This is a genomic window from Reichenbachiella sp., assembly GCF_965233835.1.
Classification (GTDB): domain Bacteria; phylum Bacteroidota; class Bacteroidia; order Cytophagales; family Cyclobacteriaceae; genus Reichenbachiella.
The window spans coordinates 2,948,547-2,969,738 of record NZ_OZ247585.1 but is presented as its reverse complement, the minus strand read 5'-3'; the positions used below and the strand labels follow the sequence as shown (position 1 = coordinate 2,969,738).

Sequence of the window (21,192 nt, the reverse complement as noted above, 5' to 3'; positions counted from 1 at the left end):
ATAAGAAAAATGAGTATAACGAATATAAAATCAAAAATTCTCTTCCTACCAGTAGTGATATTGATGGTGGCTTGTGGAAAACCAACAGTTACCGAAAACAATGAGTACGAAAAGAAAGAAGGGCATGGAGACAAGGTGCACTTTTCAGTTCAGCAATTCCAATCACTGGAGATGAAAGTAGATACTATTCCACGTAAGAACTTGTCATCTTATGTAGAAGCAAATGGCGAATTGGAGGTACCACCTCAAAATGAAGCTACTGTCACTGCCATTATTGGAGCCAATGTCTCACTTATAAAAGTAATTGAAGGTGACAAAGTGAAAAAAGGGCAAATTCTGGCTTATATAAGTCACCCTAATTTGATTCAGTTACAGACAGATTATGTTAACGCATGGAACCAATTTCATTACTTGGAAAAAGAGTATCAAAGACAAAAGAAACTCTATGAGGAGAAAGTTGGTTCAGGGAAAGAGTTTCAAAAAATTCAGGCCGAGTTTAAATCGATGGATGGTACGGTAAAAGGTTTGGAAGCCCAGCTCAGATTAATTGGACTCAATACAGGTAAGATTCAAACAGGCAAAATTTATGAACAGGTGCCCGTGAAAAGTCCAATCGAAGGTTTTATTCGGTTAGTAGAAGTGAAAACTGGACAATATGTTCAACCTCAGACAGAAATGTTTGAAGTCGTCAATATTGATCACATTCATGCAGATCTAATGGTCTTTGAAAAAGATATGAGCAAGGTGAAAAAGGGGCAAAAAGTAAAATTCAAAGTAGAATCTTCACCCGATAAAGAGTTAGAAGCAGAGATATATTCTGTAGGCAAGGCGTTTGAACAAGATCCAAAAGCTATCCATTTGCATGCAGAAATTGAGAACAAAGAAGGGCTTCTCATTCCTGGCATGTACGTTCGGGGACGCATATTGGTTGACGAAGTTAGAGCTTATGCTCTACCTCGTCAAGGGGTGGCTCAAGAGGGTGAAAAATTCTACATATTTTCTGCAACAAAAGAAGATGAAGAAGGTGAAATAGAATGGGAGTTTCAGCCCATTGAAGTGGTTTTGGGAACTGAAGACGATGGCTGGGTTGAAATTAAGCCACTTGAAACTTTGAATAAAAACAGTATTGTTGCCTGGAACAATGCCTACTATTTATTAGCCGAAATAAAGAAAGGAGAAGCAGAACACGAACATTAAAATTACAACAATGAACTTCTATCAGATATTCCTGCCAATTGCGACTTTAGTTTATTTGTTATTGGTATTTGTTTTAAGGTCAGTTATTCTTTGGAAGCAGACGGGTGTAAATCCGTTTGTTTTCGGAAAAACGGATAAAGCACATGACTACGTCGGACGTGTCTATAAATTGATGGTTCTGGGCACATGGATATCCATTGGATGCTATTCATTCTTGCCAGACCAATATCACTTTCTTATGCCAGTGGATTATTTGGAGCATGAACTCCTGAAGCTTTCAGGGCTTATCTTGTTAGTTGTTTCTTTCTTATGGACTAGCATAGCGCAATATCAAATGTCCAAATCATGGAGAATTGGAATTGATTATGATGAGAAGACCGAATTAATCAATCATGGACTGTTCAACTATTCACGAAATCCCATATTTCTCGGCGTGCTGATTTCATATTTGGGTACTTTTTTGATCATTCCAAATACACTTAGTTTTTCAGTTCTGTTAGTGACCTTTATTACTATTCAAACACAAGTTCGACTAGAAGAGGAGTATTTGGAAAATGTTCAGGGGCAGGATTATTTAAAATATAAAGCAAAAGTAAGAAGATGGCTATAATTCAAAAAAGCACATTCATAATTACAAAGATGGATTGCCCTTCTGAAGAGCAAATGATTCGAATGAAATTGGAAGGTTTTCCTTCCATAAAGCAATTGAATTTTGATATCGCGAACGGAAAGCTAATGGTCTTTCATACTGGGGAAGCTTCAGTTTTTGAGCAAAGTATTTATGATTTGAAATTAGACGCTACGTTAATTGATAGTATAGCATCAAATGATGAAATAATAGAAGATAACGCTGACCACCTACAAAAGAAAGCCTTATGGTGGGTACTTGGTATTAATTTCGGGTTTTTCATCATCGAAATGACTTATGGGTGGATTTCCAGGTCAATGGGGTTAGTAGCTGATTCGCTAGATATGCTTGCAGATTCCATAGTTTATGGATTGAGTCTACTTGCCGTAGGTGCAGCTGTTGCCAGAAAAAAGTCCATTGCAAAGATGAGTGGGTATTTTCAAATCGCATTGGCTGCAATGGGTCTGATAGAAGTGATAAGAAGGTTTGTAGGAGTAGATGGAATGCCAGTGTTTCAAACAATGATCATCGTATCGTTCCTGGCTTTAATTGCCAATTCAGTCTCACTATACCTGATTCAAAAAACAAAGAGTAATGAGGCCCATATGCAGGCTTCTTTGATATTCACTTCGAATGACATCATCATTAATATTGGTGTGATCGTGGCTGGTCTATTGGTATATTTCACTTCCAGTCCATACCCGGATCTGGTTATTGGATCGATGATATTTTTAATAGTTATCAGAGGGGCACTTCGGATTCTTAAACTTGCTAAATAAGTGCAGATTCAAATTTCATATGAGTCAATTCGTATTTAGATTGGCAATTATGTAACGAATTCTCGTAATTATATAAACCTTTACCTTCCATAATTACGTATCTTTGGTTGTAGTGAGAAAACTTATATCCATATCATTAGCAATTATTCTACTCGTAGGCAACTCCGGTTTCTCGTTGGCCACTCATTATTGTAGTGGTCTTGCTGTTGAATCTAAAGTTGTCCTTGGGCATAAAGCTCTTGATTGCGGAATGGCTAATATGGATAAAGAGTGTGAAAATGATTCTCCGATTGGCATCCACATTAAAGAAGGGGCATGTTGTGAAAATACATACCAATCAATTGATATAGAAGATGATTTCAAGCCTTCTATTGTTCATAGCAATGTCAATGTTGAGTTTGTTGCCGCGTTTATTATCACATTTCTTCACTTACCTATCTCCTCAATCAAAGAAGAGGTTCAATACGCAAACTATTCACCCCCTCTGATCGATCAGGACTTTTCTGTTCTGCATCAGGTATTCCGCATATAAGACCGCACAATATGATTTCTTAAACCTGACAATTCTGTCGGGTTAAAAGGCTATTCGTCTTTTTGAACAAATTCTTTCTGTTCAATTCTAATCATTCATATTATGCTGAATCGAATAATAAAATACTTTTTAGAGAACAAGCTCGTCACTGTACTTATTCTCATTGGCTTTATTGCCTGGGGCATAGTAACCGCTCCATTTGGCTGGCAGGTTGGAGCTTTGCCCTCTGATCCTGTTCCAGTTGATGCCATACCTGACATAGGTGAAAATCAACAAATCGTCTTTACTCAATGGCCGGGGCGTTCTCCTCAGGACATCGAAGATCAGATTTCATACCCTTTAACTACATATCTTTTAGGAATACCGGGAGTAAAATCCATTCGTAGTTCTTCCATTTTCGGATTCTCCAGTATCTATATCATCTTCAGTGAAGAGATAGAATTCTACTGGTCTCGATCTCGTATTCTAGAAAAACTCAACTCCTTACCTTCTGGATTATTACCAGATGCAGTTCAACCAGCCCTTGGACCAGATGCCACAGCTTTAGGTCAGGTGTACTGGTACACTATCGAAGGACGGGATAAAGATGGTAATCCTACTGGAGGTTGGGATCTACATGAGATCCGTACCGTTCAGGATTTCTATGTGAAGTATGGACTTAACGCTACAGAAGGGGTTTCCGAAGTAGCTTCAATTGGAGGATTTGTCAAAGAATATCAGATAGATGTTAACCCTGATGCATTGAAAGCATACAACATCCCATTGCATAGAGTAATGATGGCGGTAAAAAAATCCAATCGAGATGTAGGAGCAAAAACTATAGAAATCAACCAGGCTGAATATCTGGTGCGGGGATTGGGATATGTGAAAAAGGTTGAAGACATTGAAAAAGCGGTTGTCGCTGTTCAAGACAATGTTCCCATTCGCATTCAAGATATTGGTGTAGTCAGTCTCGGTCCTGCTACTCGAAGAGGCCTTTTGGACAAAGACGGAGCTGAAGTGGTTGGCGGTGTAGTAGTTGCCAGGTATGGCTCTAACCCCCTACAAGTGATCAACAATGTAAAAGACAAAATAAAAGAAATAGCACCAGGGCTGCCCAAGAAGATATTGAGTAACGGTATAGAAAGTCAATTGACTATTGTGCCTTTCTACGACCGTTCACAACTCATTTATGAGACACTAGGTACACTGGAAGAAGCCTTATCTCTGGAAATCCTGATTTCCATTTTGGTAGTTATTGTAATGGTTTTCAATTTGAGAGCCTCCTTACTTATTTCCAGTATCCTTCCCATTGCCGTCCTTATGGTATTCATATCCATGCGGTACTTTGGTGTTGACGCGAATATAGTCGCATTGTCAGGCATTGCCATTGCGATTGGTACTATGGTCGATTTAGGGATTATTCTCTCTGAAAACATCATCAAGCACATTGATGAATCACCAACAGATCAAAAACTTATAGATACAATTTACAATGGGGCATCTGAAGTATCATCAGCAATACTCACCGCCGTTTCGACTACGATTGTGAGTTTCGTTCCGGTCTTTACGATGCAAGCTGCAGAAGGTAAACTGTTTCAACCTTTGGCTTTCACCAAGACTTTTGCCTTATTGGCTGCACTTATTGTAGCCCTTTTTATATTACCTACACTGGCTCACTGGTTTTTCGGACTAAAGATCAAAAGAAAAAGTACAGCCAGGTGGCTCAATATTGGACTGGTTCTAATTGGCCTAATCGTATCAATCTTTCAAAGCATATGGATTGGTATGGTGCTCATAGGATTTGGAGCATCCTATTTTATTCAGGAATACAGCCCAAAACAAAACTGGTTTACCCGTAATCTCACATTGATCATTTCGGTAATTACCGTCACATGGTTGCTGGCCAAGTACTGGCTCCCATTGGGTGCACAGCAATCCCTGCTGATCAACTTCATCTTTGTGACACTACTCGTTGGTTTGATCTTGGGCAGTTTTACACTACTTGAAAGGTATTACAAACGTCTGCTTGAATGGTGTCTGGACAATAAACTCAAATTCCTATTAATGCCTTCATTCATTGTACTGTTTGGAACTACGGCTTGGTTAGGTTTTGACAAAGTATTCGGTCTGATTGCAAAAGGAGCTAATGCTGTTAACTTGGAACTGAGGAATTCAAAGGGTTGGTCAGGTCTGACCGCTGCTTTTCCAGGTGTTGGAAAAGAGTTCATGCCTTCTTTAGACGAAGGAAGTTTTCTTTTAATGCCTACTTCTATGCCACATTCAGGTATTGAATACAACCGCAAAGTTTTGGGGCAATTGGACATGTTACTTTCCAATATCCCCGAGGTTGAGTTGGCTGTGGGCAAATTGGGTCGGGTAGAATCTGCGCTAGATCCAGCACCTATTAGTATGTATGAAAATACTATCAACTATAAATCTGAGTACCAACTCAATAAGAAAGGGCACAGAGTTCGATTTGAAGTAGACAAGGAAGGTAAGTTTATTTTAAAGTCCGGTGAAGCCGTCGCCCATGAAGAAGCACTAACTCAAGGAATCAGCTTTGATGATTTGACTGAAGATAGTAATGGGACGTACTTTCGTAATTGGCGCCCACATATCAAATCACCTGATGATATCTGGAAAGAAATTATCAGGGTAACGAAAATCCCTGGAGTTACATCTGCTCCTAAACTGCAGCCCATCGAAACCCGACTGGTCATGCTTCAAACCGGGATGCGAGCACCCATGGGAATCAAGGTATATGGGCCCGACCTGCCTACCATCGAAGCTTTTGGAATGCAGTTAGAAGGAATATTGAAGGAGGTCTCTTCGGTAAAAGCAGAAGCAGCATTTGCCGACAGAATAGTAGGTAAGCCGTACTTGCATCTGAATATTGATCGAGAGGAAATTTCAAGATATGGTCTGAATGTAGAAGATGTGCAACAGACCATTGAAACGGCCATCGGTGGAATGAAGGTAACGTCTACCGTGGAAGGTAGAGAACGCTTCCCAGTACGGGTGCGCTATCCAAGAGAGTTAAGAGATGATCCAGCCGAATTGAGTAAAATACTCATTTCATCTCCGGCTGCCGCACAAATTCCGTTGGGTCAGCTGGTAGATTTTGAGTATGTCAGGGGACCACAGGCCATCAAAAGTGAAGAGACCTTTTTAGTGGGCTATGTTCTGTTTGATCGAAATGACGGTTATTCAGAAGTAAGTGTAGTCAATGATGCACAAAGAGCAATCCAGGAAAGGATTGATTCAGGGGATCTAAAGGTACCAGCCGGTATTAGCTACAAGTTTTCTGGTAGCTATGAGAATCAAGTAAGGGCAGAGAAAAGACTATCCATCATTGTGCCTCTGGTTCTGGGAATTGTCTTTCTAATCCTCTACTTCCAGTTTGGTTCGGTTTCCACCTCACTCATGGTCTTTTCTGGAATAGCCCTGGCTTTCTGTGGCGGGTTTATCATGCTTTGGTTATACGGCCAAGGGTGGTTTGCCGATTTCACCGTGTTTGGAACTAATCTCAGAGACTTATTTCAGATGCATACCATCAATTTGAGTGTAGCTGTTTGGGTAGGTTTCATAGCTCTTTTCGGTATAGCCACAGATAATGGGGTTTTGATTTCGACCTATCTCGATCAGAGCTTCACACGCAATAAGCCTGATACAGAAGATAGTATCAGAACATCAGTAGTTGAAGCCGGAGTAAGAAGAATCAGACCGGCATTGATGACAGCTGCGACCACTATGATTGCCTTACTTCCTATCCTGACGTCAACAGGTCGAGGATCGGACATCATGATACCAATGGCCATACCGTCTTTTGGTGGCATGGCTGTTTCGTTGGTCAGCATTTTCATCGTGCCTGTACTATACAGCCTCAGAGAAGAACGAAAACTTAAAAAACTGCAATCATGAGAAAGAATATCGTTATATCATTAATACTAACTGCTTGTAGCTTTTATAACCTTCAGGCTCAAACGTTAGTGGATTATTTCCATCAAGCTGCAGAGAATAATCCTGGACTTCAAGCCGAATACAAAACGTTCGAAGCGGCCTTGCAGAAGATCCCGCAGGCCAAGGCACTGCCGGACCCGACATTTTCAATTGGATATTTTCTATCTGCTGTTGAAACAAGAGTTGGTCCGCAAAGGGCAAAGTTTTCATTGACTCAGATGTTTCCCTGGTTTGGTACTCTCAAAGCCAAAGGAGATGCAACAGCACTATTGGCAGAGGCAAAGTATCAGGCATTTTTAGATGCGCGTAACCAACTCTACTATCAGGTGGCGGCTTCCTATTATCCATTGTATGAGCTGGAGCAATGGACTGCACTCGAACAGGAAAACATAGAGATACTGGAGTCCTATAAAACTATTTCAACAAAGCAGTTCGAGAATGGCAACGGTGCAATGGTTGACGTACTGCGAGTAGACATCATGTTGAAAGATGCAACTACTAATCTTCAAATTCTGAAAGAGAAGAAGAAGCCGTTAGTGGCTGCATTCAATGTATTACTCAACAGAAATGAAACGGAAGACGTGATTGTTCAGGACTCACTTGTGATCAAAACTCAGCGCAACGATTACCGAAGGGACAGCCTGCTTACTGACAATCCAATACTAAAGGAAATAGACTTGAAATTGAAAGCAAGTAGGGAAATGGAGCAGGTTGCCATTAAGCAAGGACTGCCAAAGTTCGGTGTGGGACTAGATTATGCCATAGTAGGAAAAAGATCGGATGTAGAACTACCAGACAATGGCAAGGACATTTTAATGCCGATGGTTTCAATGAGTATTCCCATTTTCAGAAGTAAGTACAGAGCTTCAGTAAAGGAAGCTCAGCTAATGCAGGAAAGCTATCAGTTCCAGAAAGGAGAATACACCAATAAACTAATCTCCAACTATGAAACGATGGTATTTGAATTGAGCAAACAACGACAAATGATTGGATTGTACGATCAACAAATAGTTGAAACTCAACAAGCACTAAATCTACTATATACGGCTTATGGCAATTCAGGGAAAGAGTTTGAAGAAGTACTCAGAATGCAGCAGCAACTATTGAAATATCAAAAAATGAAAGCCACTGCTCTTACAAAGTGCCATACAGTATTGGCAAAAATCGATTACATCACAGCTAAAGATTACTAAGATGAACATCTCAATAAAAACATTAATTACCGTAGCATTCGCCACTTTAGTAGGAGGATTATTGCTAGGTTGGCTATTCTTTGGAGGTTCAGAGAATGGCACAAAGGACGAACACAATCATGCTACAGAGATAGCTGGCGAAACTACCTGGACATGTTCAATGCACCCACAAATAAGGAGCAATGAACCAGGTTCTTGCCCGATTTGTGGAATGGATTTAGTTCCTGTCGATCAAGATCAGGGAGAAGTAAATGCTATGGCCGTAAGTATGTCTCCAACGGCCATGCAATTGGCCAATGTATCTACTGATGTAGTAGGGAAAATGAGACCCATTAAATCCCTTAGGTTAAATGGTAAGGTACAGGAAGATGAAAGGCTAGTCTACTCTCAGTCTTCTCATATTCAGGGAAGAATTGAAAAGCTTAACGTTAATTTCACTGGTGAATATGTCAGCAAAGGCCGACCCATTGCCTATATCTATTCCCCCGATTTGGTCACAGCTCAGGAAGAACTCTTTGAAGCAGTAAAGATCAAGGATAGTCAACCAGTATTATATCAGGCTGCTAGAGGAAAACTTAAAAATTGGAAGTTGACAGATGGACAGATTGATAACATCATTAACAGTGGAAAACCGATAGATGAATTTCCTATCAACGCTGATGTTTCAGGGTACTTGACTAAGAAAAAAGTGAACCTAGGAGATTATATCAAAAAGGGACAAGCTTTATATGAAATCGCCAACCTTTCTAAGGTCTGGGTATTATTGGATATCTATGAAAATGATATGGTTTGGGCAAAAAGAGGAAATTCTGTGACCTTCACAGTGGCTTCATTACCCGGAGAGGAATTTGAAGGTGAAATAAGCTACATAGATCCGGTAATTAACCCTAGAACAAGGGTAGCTCAAGCCAGGCTGGAAATTAGTAACAAAGGCTTAAGACTAAAACCTGAAATGTTTGTGTCAGCTACTCTGGAAGCAAGGCTACCTGTTAATAGTACTGATGCTGTGATCGTTCCAAAAACTGCAGTGATGTGGACAGGTGAAAGATCAGTAGTCTACGTCAAGGAAACATCAGGTAAAGGCATAAATTTTATGATGAGAGAGGTGAACTTGGGGCCGGCATTAGGAACCAGCTATATCATTGAAAAAGGCTTGCAGCAAGGAGAAGAAATAGCAATCAACGGAACTTTTAGTATCGATGCTGCGGCCCAATTAGCAGGAAAGCCAAGTATGATGAGTCCTGAAGGAGGGCCTGTGATGACAGGTCACAATCACGGCGGATCCAAAACTACTGCTTCAATTCCGTCACGTCAACATCAGAATAAAAAGGTAAATGTCAACACCAAAGCCAAGGAAGCTTTGAAGCCCTTATTTATGGATTATTTGAAAATCAAAGACGCATTGGTCAATGACGATTTGGAAGAAGCGCAAAAGGCAACAACCTTATTTCAGGATGGCTTGGGTAAGATAAATATGTCGGTTTTTACTGGAGAAGCACATCAGGTCTGGATGGAATATAGTAGTGAGGCAAAAGAGACAATGCAACATGCAGCACATTTTCAGAACATTGGCGAAATGAGAAAAGCTTTTCAGCTATTGTCCAACTCCATGATCGGCCTGGCAAAATCCTTTGTTCCATTGAAGAAGGATATTTATGTCCAGCACTGTCCAATGGTAGATAATAATAAAGGAGCAGATTGGCTCAGTCTTTCAGACGAAATTCAAAACCCTTATTTCGGAGCGGACATGCCTAATTGTGGAGAAATAACAGAAACTATAAAATGAAAGAGTGTTGTAAGACAGGGGATGTAAAACCTCAATCCAAAATAAAAATATGGGCTACCCGAATCTTCTGGGGGATTGTGATCCTCCTGGTGATTACTATAGCCATAATCTAAATGTTTAACTATTAAAATTCATAAAATGAAAAAGTCAATTTTATCACTAACAGCTTTTATACTTATTCTAGGGGCTAGTAGCCTATATCTGACAGGATGTAGCCAAAACAAGAATGAAGCTAATCATGAAAACATGATGGAAGAATCATCAGAGAGCAAGATTTATGCCTGTCCAATGCATCCGGAAATAGTAGGTAAACAGGGAGACAAATGCTCGAAATGTGGGATGGCACTAAAAGAATCTGATAGAACTAGTAATTCAGATCATGAAAACCATAAACACTAGAATTAATTTTTTAGGCTATGAAGTAGGAAAATATAAATTCAAATATTCAAAACAAAAATATGAAACATACCTATCAAATTACTGGAATGACCTGTGAAGGATGTAGAGGCCATGTTGAAATAATTTTGGGCCAAGTTCCAGGAATAACAGAAGTCTCGATTGATTTAGGCAAGGGAGAGGCGATGGTCAAAATGGATAAGCATATGCCAATTGAGCTTTTGAAACAAGCACTTAAAGATGACGGTGGCCGATACGATATTCATCCTCAAGGAACACATACCCAGACCCATCACCTCATGCCTGAAATCAAACAAAAGGATATGGATAGCACTGGAAAATACTATTGTCCAATGCTTTGTGAAGGGGATAAAAAGTACGATAAGCCTGGCGATTGCCCTAAGTGCGGTATGGATTTAGTGAAAGAAGAAGCATCGTCAAGTTCCGGGACCATATATACTTGTCCAATGCATCCCGAGATTGAACAGGACCATCCTGGTTCTTGTCCCAAATGTGGAATGGATTTAGAACCCAAAGAGGTGTCAAGTGAAGACGGTGCAGAGGAGCAGAAAGCATATAAGAACATGCTTGCTAAGTTCTGGATTTCAGTTGCTTTTACGCTTCCGGTATTTTTCATTGCCATGAGTGATATGATTGGTGTAACACTTTCAGGAATCACGAACGAAGAAACATGGGGTTGGGTGCAATTTGCCTTGAGTACTCCTGTCATTTTTTACTCATGTCAGAATTTCTTTATTAGAGGGTACAAGTCTATTGTCAATCGTTCTCCAAATATGTGGACATTAATCACCCTTGGAGCTGGAGCAGCGTACCTTTTTAGCATTTTCGCTTTGATATTCCCTGAAATTTTCCCTGATCAGTTCAAAACTGTAGGAGGAGTTGTCCACTTATATTTTGAGGCAGCAGTCGTTATCCTTACGCTGATTCTCTTGGGACAATTGCTAGAAGCAAAAGCAAGGAGTCAAACGAACTCAGCTATCAAGGAATTGCTCAACCTGGTACCACCCGAAGCAACGGTAATTAGAGATGGTGTCGAAATGACCATTCCTATGGAGCATGTTAAATTGCATGACATTATTAAGATTAAGCCTGGAGAGAAGATTCCCGTTGATGGAGAAATTACTGAAGGAAAAAGCAGTATTGATGAATCTATGATTACAGGAGAGCCCATTCCGGTTGAGAAGTCTGAAGGAGCTAATGTCATTGGTGGCACGATCAATGGTACCAGTGTATTTCAAATGAAGGCACTTAAGGTAGGAAGTGACACATTGCTAGCGCAAATCATCGATATGGTTAACAAGGCCAGCCGAACTAAAGCACCAATCCAAAATTTGGCAGATAAAGTCTCAGGTTACTTCGTTCCAGTTGTAGTTGGCATTGCCATTCTTTCATTTATTGTTTGGGCTGTTTGGGGTCCTGACCCAGCACTAGTCTATGCTTTTACCAGTGCAGTAACTGTTTTGATCATAGCATGTCCATGTGCATTAGGATTAGCCACTCCAATGTCCATTATGGTAGGAACAGGTAAAGGCGCTAAACAAGGAATCTTAGTAAAGAATGCAAGCGCTATAGAGGAAATGCATAAAGTAACAACGTTGGTCATTGATAAAACTGGGACTATTACTCAAGGCAAACCAACACTTCAGCATGTTGAATCTTTAAACGATAAGTATACCACGCAAGAGATTCTTACATTGGCTGCTTCTCTGGAACATAACAGCGAACACCCGCTAGCTAATGCAATTGTTTTGGGCGCAGAAGAAAAAGGATTTAAAATTAAGCTTGTTGATGATTTTAACTCGATTACTGGGAAGGGAGTGACGGGGAAGGTAGCTGAATTGAACGTGGCTATTGGTAACAGTAAATTGTTGGAAGAATTCAACTTGCGGTTAGAAACTAAATTTACTGAAGAAGTAGAGAAACGACAGCTAGAAGGTGAAACGGTAATGTTCGTTGTTATTTCAAAATCTATCGCTGGGTTTATTAGTGTAGCTGATTCCATCAAAGAAGCATCTGGTTTTGCTATAAAAACACTTCAAGACCAAGGTTTAGAGGTAATAATGTTAACCGGAGATAACAAGAATACCGCGCAAGCAGTAGCCAACAAATTGGGTCTAGATGGCTATGCCGCGGATCTTTTACCAGAACATAAATATGAAAAGGTAAAGGAACTTCAGAGAGAGGGAAAAACAGTAGCTATGGCCGGTGATGGCATCAATGATGCTCCTGCCTTAGCTCAAGCCAATGTAGGTATTGCCATGGGAACAGGTACGGATGTTGCTATTGAAAGTGCAAGCCTTACACTAGTAAAAGGTGAACTTGATGGGATCGTCCGGGCACGCAAGCTTAGTACAGATGTCATGCGTAACATTAAGCAAAATCTGTTTTTTGCTTTTGTCTACAATACACTGGGTGTGCCAGTTGCTGCAGGAATTTTATTTCCATTTTTTGGTCTTCTGCTTAGTCCAATGCTTGCTGCTTTGGCAATGAGTTTGAGTTCAGTTTCAGTTATTGGAAATAGTCTTAGGCTTAGATAAAATGGAATAGACGATTTTTAATTGAATAGAGCTAATTGAAAAGTAGTTAAATCTAATCAAATAGCTTCCTCAATTTTCTTTACAAATTCATTAGGTAGATGACCTAATTCTTTGGCTATTCTAAAAATCACGGACAGGGATGGTTGTCTTTTACCTGTTTCTAAAAGCGAGATATAAGTAGGATGGAGACCTGCTTTAAATGCAAGTTTCTCTTGCGATATTGATTGCTCCATACGCAGCTTTTTTAAGGTTTTACTATACGCTGATATGATCTGTTTGTCCTCCATTTACGGAGACCAAAGTAGATTATGCGAAGACTGCTATCCACAGACTATAGTCTATGGATGTAATTTAGTTTTTATATCTTGACCGCCATTTTTAAGCAGAATAAATTGATTATGGAATTAGAACAGTTTGTTAAGGCGAGAACTGAGCCAAAGAGTAGTAAGTATAGGACAATAAATTTAGATGAAGACTTACATTTATTTCTCAAAAGAACTGCCAATCACTATAATATAGCCTTAGCTGATTTAACATATAATATTTTAGCCCACTGGAAAAGACAATATCAATCCGATATCAATAGAGATATTATGAACCAATTTCGAGATTGAATTTAGTTATGACTGGCAAAAATGAGCTAAGACCAGTTCTTGTAAACGACAAAGGAAAAAGCATAAAGGGCTTCTTTCATCGTTTCGTTTACAAGCTGGCAAATTACCACAGTGAGACTCATGTACTCGTAGAACTTGAAGATGGGAGATTAAGGTACTTTGAACCCTTTTATGTGCAATTCTCAGATAGAAAAAAGAACTCAGATATGTCAAATAATGACAAATGTGAAAAGTCAAATAATAAGAAAGAAGAAACGCCTTAATATGAAATTTCAATACGCATCTGACCTTCATGTCGAATTTGACGATAATTATCACTTTCTGATGCAGAATAAGATAAAACCTGTAGCTCCATATCTAATTCTGGCAGGTGACATAGATATTATTTCAGGTGGTCAAGTCACTCGATCTGAGTTTTTTCAATACCTATCAGACCATTGGCAGGAAGTATATATCATTCCAGGAAATCATGAATTTTATAAAAAAGGAAATGTTGCAACTTCCTATAGCCTAAAGCTAACCATAAATTCTAATGTTCGATATTTGAATCACCAGGTGGTTACCATTGAAGGAGTTGATTTTATATTCACCACACTCTGGTCAAGAGTCAACACTTCTTTAATCAAATCATTGATAGCTGACTTCAGACAGTGTAAATATGCAGATGGCCCATTTAAATATACTCAGCATGATAACCTTCATGGAAAAGCAGTTACCTGGCTCAGCAAAGTACTGAGTCTAGATAAGAAACGCCCAAGAGTTGTGGTTTCCCATTTTGTACCTTGTCCTCAAGTGAATGGCTATCCGAAAAGTATTGACAATTATTTAGGCCCAATTATTAGTAGGTACTTTGTGGCCGATCTAGAAAACCGAATCCGGGATTGGGATGTTGATTACTGGATATATGGCCATAATCATTGGAATAAAGATATCGAAATCTATGGGGTTAAATTTATATCCAATCAATTCGGTTACAGTTTTAATATGGAACACGCCGATTTTGAATACAGTAAATGTATTGAATTGTGAAATGGGATAATTGTTTTGATCATTTCAATAGACATTCATTCGAATTAATTAGTTGTAATTGATTATTTTTTCTTAAATTGGACATTAATTGTCCTGAAAAAATTATTCAATGCAAAATATTTCAACATTCGGAGAAAGGATTAGACACCTTAGAGAGGAAAAGCAGCTTCCAATAAGGAAAGTAGCAGCATTTGCCGACATTGATCCTTCTACTTTAAGCAAGATTGAAAGAAGTGAAAGATATGCTAACGAATCTCTCATAGACAAGCTTGCTCAACTCTTTCAAATTGAAAAACAAGAGCTTTTGAATGAATTTATTTCGGATAAAATAGCAAGAGAAATTATGGTAATTGAGCAGCCTGAGGAAATTCTCCAGTTGATTAGATCTAAAATGAAATATTTAAGAAATAGGGATCAACTACAAGGGACTATAAAGTTTTCAAATGGCTAATCAAAGAGATCTGTTTCTTTCTCATAGTTCGGCAAATAAAGACATTGCCCGGATGCTTGCTGCTGATATTGAGTCGCGCGAATTTAAGTCAAGAAAGCTACTAACATGGTTTGACGAAGCCGAAATTGGAATAGGTCAAAGTATTACAGGCTTGGTTAATTCAGGATTAGAAAACAGCCGTTTTTTTGCCATTCTAATGAGTCCAGATTACTTCAGCAAGCATGGAAGTGGATGGACTGATGCTGAATGGCATTCAGCTCTATATTCAGATCCGGATAATAGAGGAAAAAGAATATTACCCCTTTTAATAGAAGATTGCCCATACCTTCCACCGCTATTGATGCACTTGCGTTATATAGATCTCCGAAAGGATAATTATGAAAAAGGAATTGAACAAATCGTTAATATATTATCTGAAAAACCAATCCCAGGACCAACCAGACAAAATGGTCAAGTAATTAACTCTAGCGGAAATATTGATAAAACTACCTTATTCGCAGAAAGAGCAATTCCACAGGGTAATCCGGAAGCTTCTAAAGAACGCCTGCGAAGTAATGTTTTTCCTGTACTTAGTTTGCCACGGAAAATTTATATAGGCAGTTATTCGAATTCCCTAATGTCTTCCAAAAAGAATGGTGAAAAAAGAATGCCAACCAAAAGTGAGATAAAAGATGTGCTTCATCAGATTCAAATTGACAGAGGTTATGAAAAAATCTATATACCAATTTTCAGATGTCATGAGGATCAGATATTCACATTCTATGATTTGAATGATCAGAAAAACCTACTACACGATCTAGTTGATCAGGGAACGGTAACTGAGGAAAGGATTGGAGATCTTCTTGGAAGTGATAAGTATTATGGGATCATTATCTCCTTGCTAAACATGGCTCTCTCAAGACATGTTTATAGATGCGGTTTAATCGTTGATCAGACAAAGTATGCCAGGTATTTTTTTCCATCAAAGGATGGTCAACCTAACATAGTTAGGTATAAATCTTTTAAAAACACCGTACCTCGAACTGTTGCCAAGCCAATTAAAAAAGAGGATATCGTGATTTCTTGGCTTCATCAGGGAGCATATCTGAAGCTTATACAATTAGGGAAAAAATTCTTTCTTATTGTAAACCCAACCTGGGTATTGACTACTGATGGTACTACGCCGGCAGGAGGAAAGGATGTTGCTAGAACCGTAAACCGCTGGACTAATGCTGAAAGAAATGAAAGTGTTTTACGACATAATAAGTTCTGGTCAGCAATTTTGAGTAAGGGAAAGAAAGTGATTGAAATATATGCTGGTGATCAACTGCTCAAGATAGATTCACGTCCTGCTTTTTGTGATATGGATTTTGGTATTCCCACAGATCATATCCAAGCTCTTGAAATGGAAGCTCCTGAATCGTTGGATGATGTGATAGAACGAACTCTAGCTGAAGATGATTATCAAGCTATGAACAGCGAAGTTTTTGAGGAAGAGTATGACTATGAGGACTACGATCTTGGTGAAGAGGATAATGATTTGGATCCTGAAGAATGATTAATGATGGGCAAAGGGCGACATAAAAGAAAATATAATGGGGTAAAATTCGAGAGCGGATTGATTAAGGAACCATTAATAAATTTTGGAGGTAACCACACTCATATAGATCCAAAGACTGGACTTAGTATTTATGGGCCTTACACTCCTGACGGCACAGATATTCCTACTTTAGGAAATATGATTGTTGGAGTTGTAGGACCAAGTGAAATGATTTCTGACAGTTTTCGATGGTTAGAAGCATGTCAGGGTATGCTGACCAACGAAGGGGCCAGCCCATATTCGAATCCGCATTTTCCTGGAATAAATAAGGAAAGTCCATATCAATGTAATCTCGTCTTCGGTGAAACCTGGTATGAGACCATAGACGATAACCAGTTGAATGATGGACTAAAAGGGAATTATAATGAGCGGTTGAACAAAATAGTGAAGTTGTATGTAGAGGCAATAGGTGTTTTATCACAAAGAGAACCAAACCCTCAGGTTATTATTGTTTGTATCCCACAACAGATCATAGACCTATGTACGGTTAGAATTGGAGTGGATGGAAAAGAAGAAAGAGTGAAGCTTAATAAATCGGAAAAAAAGAACCTCAAAATTGCTAAAACAGGTCAGACATTTTTATTCGATGATTTGAATCCACTTACCAAATTTGAAGAGAAAATTTATGCTCATAAAAACTTAAGACGTGGCATTAAAGCTGAAGCAATGCGTTACGGAATACCTACCCAAATTGTCTGGCCCAGAACCTTAAACTTAGACCCATCAAGAACTACCAAAAGGGAATTATCATCTCAGGATATAGCTACAAAAGCTTGGAATTTTACAACCGCGTTGTATTATAAGGCTGGTGGAACCCCATGGCGATTGAAACATGTAGATCCGAGTGTTTGCTTTGTAGGTATTTCCTTTTATAAAGATATTCATGATAAAAAGAGTAAAATGCATAGTAGCATGGCACAATCATTTACCTCTGCTGGAGATGGGTATGTTCTGAGGGGCAAGACTTTTGATTGGGATGAGTCAAAGAGTAAATCCCCACATCTGGATAAAGTAGGAGCACAAGAAATTCTAGAACAAGTAATTCAGATGTACAAACAGCAGAATAATGGAAGCCTTCCTTCAAGAATTGTTATTCATAAAACTTCAAAATATTGGGAAGAGGAACTAGAAGGTTTTAACGAGGCTTGCGCTGAGATTCCGCAAAAAGATTTTGTGGCCTTTGGAGGTAGAAGGATTAACTTTTTTCGGCCGGGAAAATATCCGCCATTAAGAGGGACATACCTGAAACTTTCTGACTCAAACTTTCTTCTGTATACCACTGGCTACGTGTCTTATCATAATACTTACAATGGGCCAAGAACGGCAAAGCCTCTTGATATTATCGAGTTCATTGGAGATAGTCCTTGGAATCGGATGTTGAGCGAAATAATGGCATTAACTAAAATGAACTGGAATACTTCAAGTTTTTCTTGCGGAATGCCAATTACAATAGCTTTTTCTAAAAAGGTTGGAGAAGTGCTATCAGAACTACCAAATGATGTTAAAGTCATTAAACCGGAGTACAGATTTTATATGTAACAGTCAGCGATTTCATATTATCTTATTGAAAATCAGTTAGTTGCGAAATATGGCCTTTTTTTGTACCAAGCCACCGATTCAACTAATCGAAGTTTTACCAATAATTCAATATGGCTATCACAATTGTAATAGAGTTTTAGGAATTCCCGCACACATTTTATTCTTCCATTTGAAGTTAGATAAAGAAATCTGCCGAACATAAGCCCAAGCTTTTTGCTGTCGAAATAAGATTCAATACCATTAAGTACTAGCATTGGATCATCCAATTACTTGATATCTCATCTGAAGTATATTTTCTCATTTTCTCCTGATACTTTTCAAGTTCCTCTCTAGACTGAAAATAGCGAATACCTCTTGATTTATATTCTGCCTTTCTTTCAGGTTCTTTTTTCTTCAAATATTCAGTCGCCTTTAGTTTATATATAATTTCATCTGTCCAATCTTCATCATATATGCATACAAGTTGAACTGTTGGAGACTGTCCCTCTACGGTAATTTGTACTAATACGGCTACTTGTTTCATTTTTGTTCATTTTGTGAGACTATTCTGACAGACGATTCGATTCAACCTTCTTACCTTCGATTAGATCGACTTCTGATAGTCCTAATAAGTCTTGCAGATACTCTTTTATTGCCATAAATACGAACGCCCCTTCCGCTAGTATAAAAAAACTGATATAATATGTAATCAGCAATGTCCCATAGGGAATTTTGTCCATTTCAGTAAACGTCAAAGCGTCTTGATATATCAGACCCTCACTTTCAAATCTCAGTTTGAGAATGGATTCCGTTAAATAGAACTGATACATATAAACACAATATATCGCGCCTAAAATCAATATAAATGGTAGTATAAGAATTGTGAATTTTTGCAAAGAACGGATTGAACCTGCTATTTTTAATGTCACCAAAGTCTGGGTAGATACTTGATAAGTACCCTCACTCCTCTTTTCAACAAACAACAGTTTGGCTATAGCATGTCTTGCGTAAAAAATAAATCCAAGAACTAAAAAACAGAATACTGAACTATATACGGATAAAATGTTTCTATGCGCTTCGAAAACCGGTATTAGGCCAATTAAGTTGACGGGGATTGGTAAGGCCGCGACAACGATCGTTGACACGCTCATATAGTTCTTGAAAAATCTGGCAAATGCCCTAACTCGGGTTGGTTCAGTAGGTTCGTTCATTTTATTGGTTATGTGAGACTATTTTTATGCGAGAACTTTTTCAATCACTTTTTGAAGATAGTTCATTAACCTATCAATGTTATCCGCAATCGCAATCTGAGTTAAAAGCCTCGCACTCCTTTTAGATACACGAATGGAATGGGTCAAGGCAAATCCAGAAACAATTAATGCTCCGAATGGAATGGGTCAAGGCAAATCCAGAAACAATTAATGCTCCAACTGACCCAATCATTGACCAAAAAGCTATTTCCTCAGATCCATTATATGATTTATTCAGTAGTTACAATTACATGACCGGACTCATTCTTCAAAATGCCTTTATCCGGGGAATTATTACTCCATATAAAAGATTCTGTCCACTTAATAAATTCATTTCCACTTTTAGCGTTTTTTCCAGATGTAACTACTACGAAATCAGAAGGCTCCAATTTTTTGGAATTTTTAAATGTAAAGGTTTGATTTCCTTTTTCGCTGATTAGCTCCCAGCCCTTTAAGTCAATTGATACATCTCCAATATTGGTAATAGTTGCTTCCTCTTTAAACGGGTCTACATTCAGACTTAATTCTACAGCTGAGGAAAGTGGTGCGTTCGAAGAACCTGAAAACCATATAGGTGCAGACCATGCGTGATCAATAATCTCTCCGTCATCATCTGTCTGCGTTACTTTTACAAACAAGTATTCATTTTTTCCTTCAAAGTTTATTCCATCTATTGAAACATTTTGATTTCCATCTAAATCAATTTCATTTACCACTTTAGCTCGGTCCCCTCCAACAACGTCTTTGTAAATATCAATTTTATATATGGCATATGGCTCATCCGAATCTGATACTTCAATTGAAATGTCTAACTCACTATTGGTAGCAGGTAATTCATTGGAATCAAATATTTTACCCATCAATTCCCCATTTACTCTAAAAAGTAACTTCAAGTTTTTGTCCTGTGTTGCAAATACATTTCTATTTCTAAGGGAAGATAATATTGAAGCTTTGTCAAGATTATCAGCAATCACTCCAGTTCGAGTATCGGCTGCGCTTCCCCAGTTTTCCAAATGGTTATCCTGATCTGCTGTTGGCGCTACATGCAACCCCATATTCAAGTATCTTAAAAATTCAGATTCAGAGGGTTTGCCTGGAGGTTTATTTGATCTATGGGAAGGTCCATTGACAATATTAATAAGTTGAGCATATTTATCAATAGAATTCAACCAAGCGGATCTATCACCAGAATAGTCATCTATTCCATATTCTTTGTAATTTGGACTGCTTGATGTAGCTGGGTGATTTAACAAAAGAATAGGTTTATCTCCTTGTGAATCCTGATGAGAGGGTAGCCAAGAGTCAAGTAAGTCATTCCATGCTCCGTTTTTTACTTCAGAAGTTTCAATCACTTCATTGACTTCGAGGACATTTGCATGATTACCTGAACTAATACTTGAAAATTCCTGCCCATATAAAGCAACAAATCTACCATTTTCAGTGTAGCGCTTTGCTGTTGATATTAGAGAGACAGGAATACTGCCAGAATAAAGTTCAGGATTTGTTTGAATCTTACTAGGAGCTCTTTCATGATTATGCTCAGTTATGGCCATAAAATCTAGCCCTGCAACGTCCCTGGCATGTTTATAAGCATCTTCTGGAATACCACTTCCATCACTATACGATGTATGTGAATGAAGATTTCCATAAAAAACTTGATTTTGAGCTTTTGTACTAATCTTAACGATCAATAAGCCTAATAATAGGAATACAGATTTTTTCATTTTAGTTAGGATTTGG

18 protein-coding genes are annotated in these 21,192 nt (G+C 38.5%); 14 read left to right on the top strand and 4 right to left on the bottom strand.

Features of this window, described 5'->3' with window-relative positions:
* Positions 1-9: 9 nt before the first annotated feature.
* The 9 genes from ACO6S2_RS12530 to ACO6S2_RS12490 all read left to right on the top strand — a co-directional run bounded on the left by ACO6S2_RS12530 (position 10) and on the right by ACO6S2_RS12490 (position 13,011).
* A complete protein-coding gene (locus tag ACO6S2_RS12530; RefSeq protein WP_422358897.1) occupies positions 10-1,197 on the top strand; it encodes an efflux RND transporter periplasmic adaptor subunit in 1,188 nt (395 codons plus the stop codon).
* A 10-nt stretch (positions 1,198-1,207) separates the two neighbouring features.
* Positions 1,208-1,807 carry a methyltransferase family protein gene (locus ACO6S2_RS12525; RefSeq protein WP_422358896.1) on the top strand — a complete coding sequence of 200 codons (600 nt, stop codon included), beginning with the start codon at positions 1,208-1,210 and terminating at the stop codon, positions 1,805-1,807.
* Positions 1,807-2,604, top strand: coding sequence for a cation transporter (locus ACO6S2_RS12520; protein WP_422362446.1), 798 nt, complete (start codon positions 1,807-1,809; stop codon positions 2,602-2,604). The genes ACO6S2_RS12525 and ACO6S2_RS12520 overlap by 1 nt, the downstream gene beginning before the upstream one ends.
* A gap of 112 nt (positions 2,605-2,716) precedes the next feature.
* Positions 2,717-3,136: an HYC_CC_PP family protein gene (locus ACO6S2_RS12515; RefSeq protein WP_422358895.1), complete on the top strand. Its 420-nt coding sequence runs from the start codon at positions 2,717-2,719 to the stop codon at positions 3,134-3,136.
* Between the two features lie 102 nt (positions 3,137-3,238).
* Complete coding sequence (locus tag ACO6S2_RS12510; RefSeq protein WP_422358894.1) at positions 3,239-7,039, top strand: efflux RND transporter permease subunit; 3,801 nt, start codon at positions 3,239-3,241, stop codon at positions 7,037-7,039.
* Complete coding sequence (locus tag ACO6S2_RS12505) at positions 7,036-8,271, top strand: TolC family protein (protein WP_422358893.1); 1,236 nt, start codon at positions 7,036-7,038, stop codon at positions 8,269-8,271. The genes ACO6S2_RS12510 and ACO6S2_RS12505 overlap by 4 nt, the downstream gene beginning before the upstream one ends.
* Position 8,272: 1 nt before the next feature.
* Entirely contained in the window at positions 8,273-10,057 is a 1,785-nt protein-coding gene (locus ACO6S2_RS12500) for an efflux RND transporter periplasmic adaptor subunit (RefSeq protein ID WP_422358892.1), read from the top strand.
* A gap of 138 nt (positions 10,058-10,195) precedes the next feature.
* A complete protein-coding gene (locus ACO6S2_RS12495; RefSeq protein ID WP_422358891.1) occupies positions 10,196-10,456 on the top strand; it encodes a heavy metal-binding domain-containing protein in 261 nt (86 codons plus the stop codon).
* 59 nt (positions 10,457-10,515) lie between these two features.
* A complete protein-coding gene (locus tag ACO6S2_RS12490; RefSeq protein WP_422358890.1) occupies positions 10,516-13,011 on the top strand; it encodes a heavy metal translocating P-type ATPase in 2,496 nt (831 codons plus the stop codon).
* A gap of 56 nt (positions 13,012-13,067) precedes the next feature.
* On the opposite strand, the gene ACO6S2_RS12485 is transcribed toward ACO6S2_RS12490, so the two are convergent.
* Complete coding sequence (locus tag ACO6S2_RS12485) at positions 13,068-13,298, bottom strand: helix-turn-helix domain-containing protein (protein ID WP_422358889.1); 231 nt, start codon at positions 13,296-13,298, stop codon at positions 13,068-13,070.
* Positions 13,299-13,633: 335 nt separating this feature from the next.
* Between ACO6S2_RS12485 and ACO6S2_RS12480 the strand changes: the two genes are divergently transcribed.
* The 5 genes from ACO6S2_RS12480 (at position 13,634) to ACO6S2_RS12460 (ending at position 18,223) form a co-directional block, all read left to right on the top strand.
* Positions 13,634-13,888, top strand: a complete 255-nt coding sequence (locus ACO6S2_RS12480; RefSeq protein ID WP_422358888.1) for a hypothetical protein — start codon at positions 13,634-13,636, stop codon at positions 13,886-13,888.
* 1 nt (position 13,889) lies between these two features.
* Positions 13,890-14,654, top strand: coding sequence for a metallophosphoesterase (locus ACO6S2_RS12475; RefSeq protein WP_422358887.1), 765 nt, complete (start codon positions 13,890-13,892; stop codon positions 14,652-14,654).
* A 109-nt stretch (positions 14,655-14,763) separates the two neighbouring features.
* The gene (locus tag ACO6S2_RS12470) at positions 14,764-15,105 is read left to right on the top strand and encodes a helix-turn-helix domain-containing protein (protein WP_422358886.1); all 342 of its coding nucleotides are present in this window, start codon (positions 14,764-14,766) and stop codon (positions 15,103-15,105) included.
* Positions 15,098-16,642, top strand: a complete 1,545-nt coding sequence (locus tag ACO6S2_RS12465; RefSeq protein WP_422358885.1) for a toll/interleukin-1 receptor domain-containing protein — start codon at positions 15,098-15,100, stop codon at positions 16,640-16,642. The genes ACO6S2_RS12470 and ACO6S2_RS12465 overlap by 8 nt, the downstream gene beginning before the upstream one ends.
* A gap of 3 nt (positions 16,643-16,645) precedes the next feature.
* Positions 16,646-18,223 carry an argonaute/piwi family protein gene (locus tag ACO6S2_RS12460; protein WP_422358884.1) on the top strand — a complete coding sequence of 526 codons (1,578 nt, stop codon included), beginning with the start codon at positions 16,646-16,648 and terminating at the stop codon, positions 18,221-18,223.
* Between the two features lie 247 nt (positions 18,224-18,470).
* Here the strand turns inward: ACO6S2_RS12460 and ACO6S2_RS12455 are convergent, their stop codons facing one another.
* From ACO6S2_RS12455 to ACO6S2_RS12445, 3 genes are all read right to left on the bottom strand, one after another.
* Complete coding sequence (locus ACO6S2_RS12455; RefSeq protein WP_422358883.1) at positions 18,471-18,746, bottom strand: hypothetical protein; 276 nt, start codon at positions 18,744-18,746, stop codon at positions 18,471-18,473.
* Between the two features lie 19 nt (positions 18,747-18,765).
* Complete coding sequence (locus ACO6S2_RS12450; protein ID WP_422358882.1) at positions 18,766-19,032, bottom strand: hypothetical protein; 267 nt, start codon at positions 19,030-19,032, stop codon at positions 18,766-18,768.
* A 650-nt stretch (positions 19,033-19,682) separates the two neighbouring features.
* Positions 19,683-21,176 carry a CehA/McbA family metallohydrolase gene (locus ACO6S2_RS12445; protein WP_422358881.1) on the bottom strand — a complete coding sequence of 498 codons (1,494 nt, stop codon included), beginning with the start codon at positions 21,174-21,176 and terminating at the stop codon, positions 19,683-19,685.
* Positions 21,177-21,192: the final 16 nt, after the last annotated feature.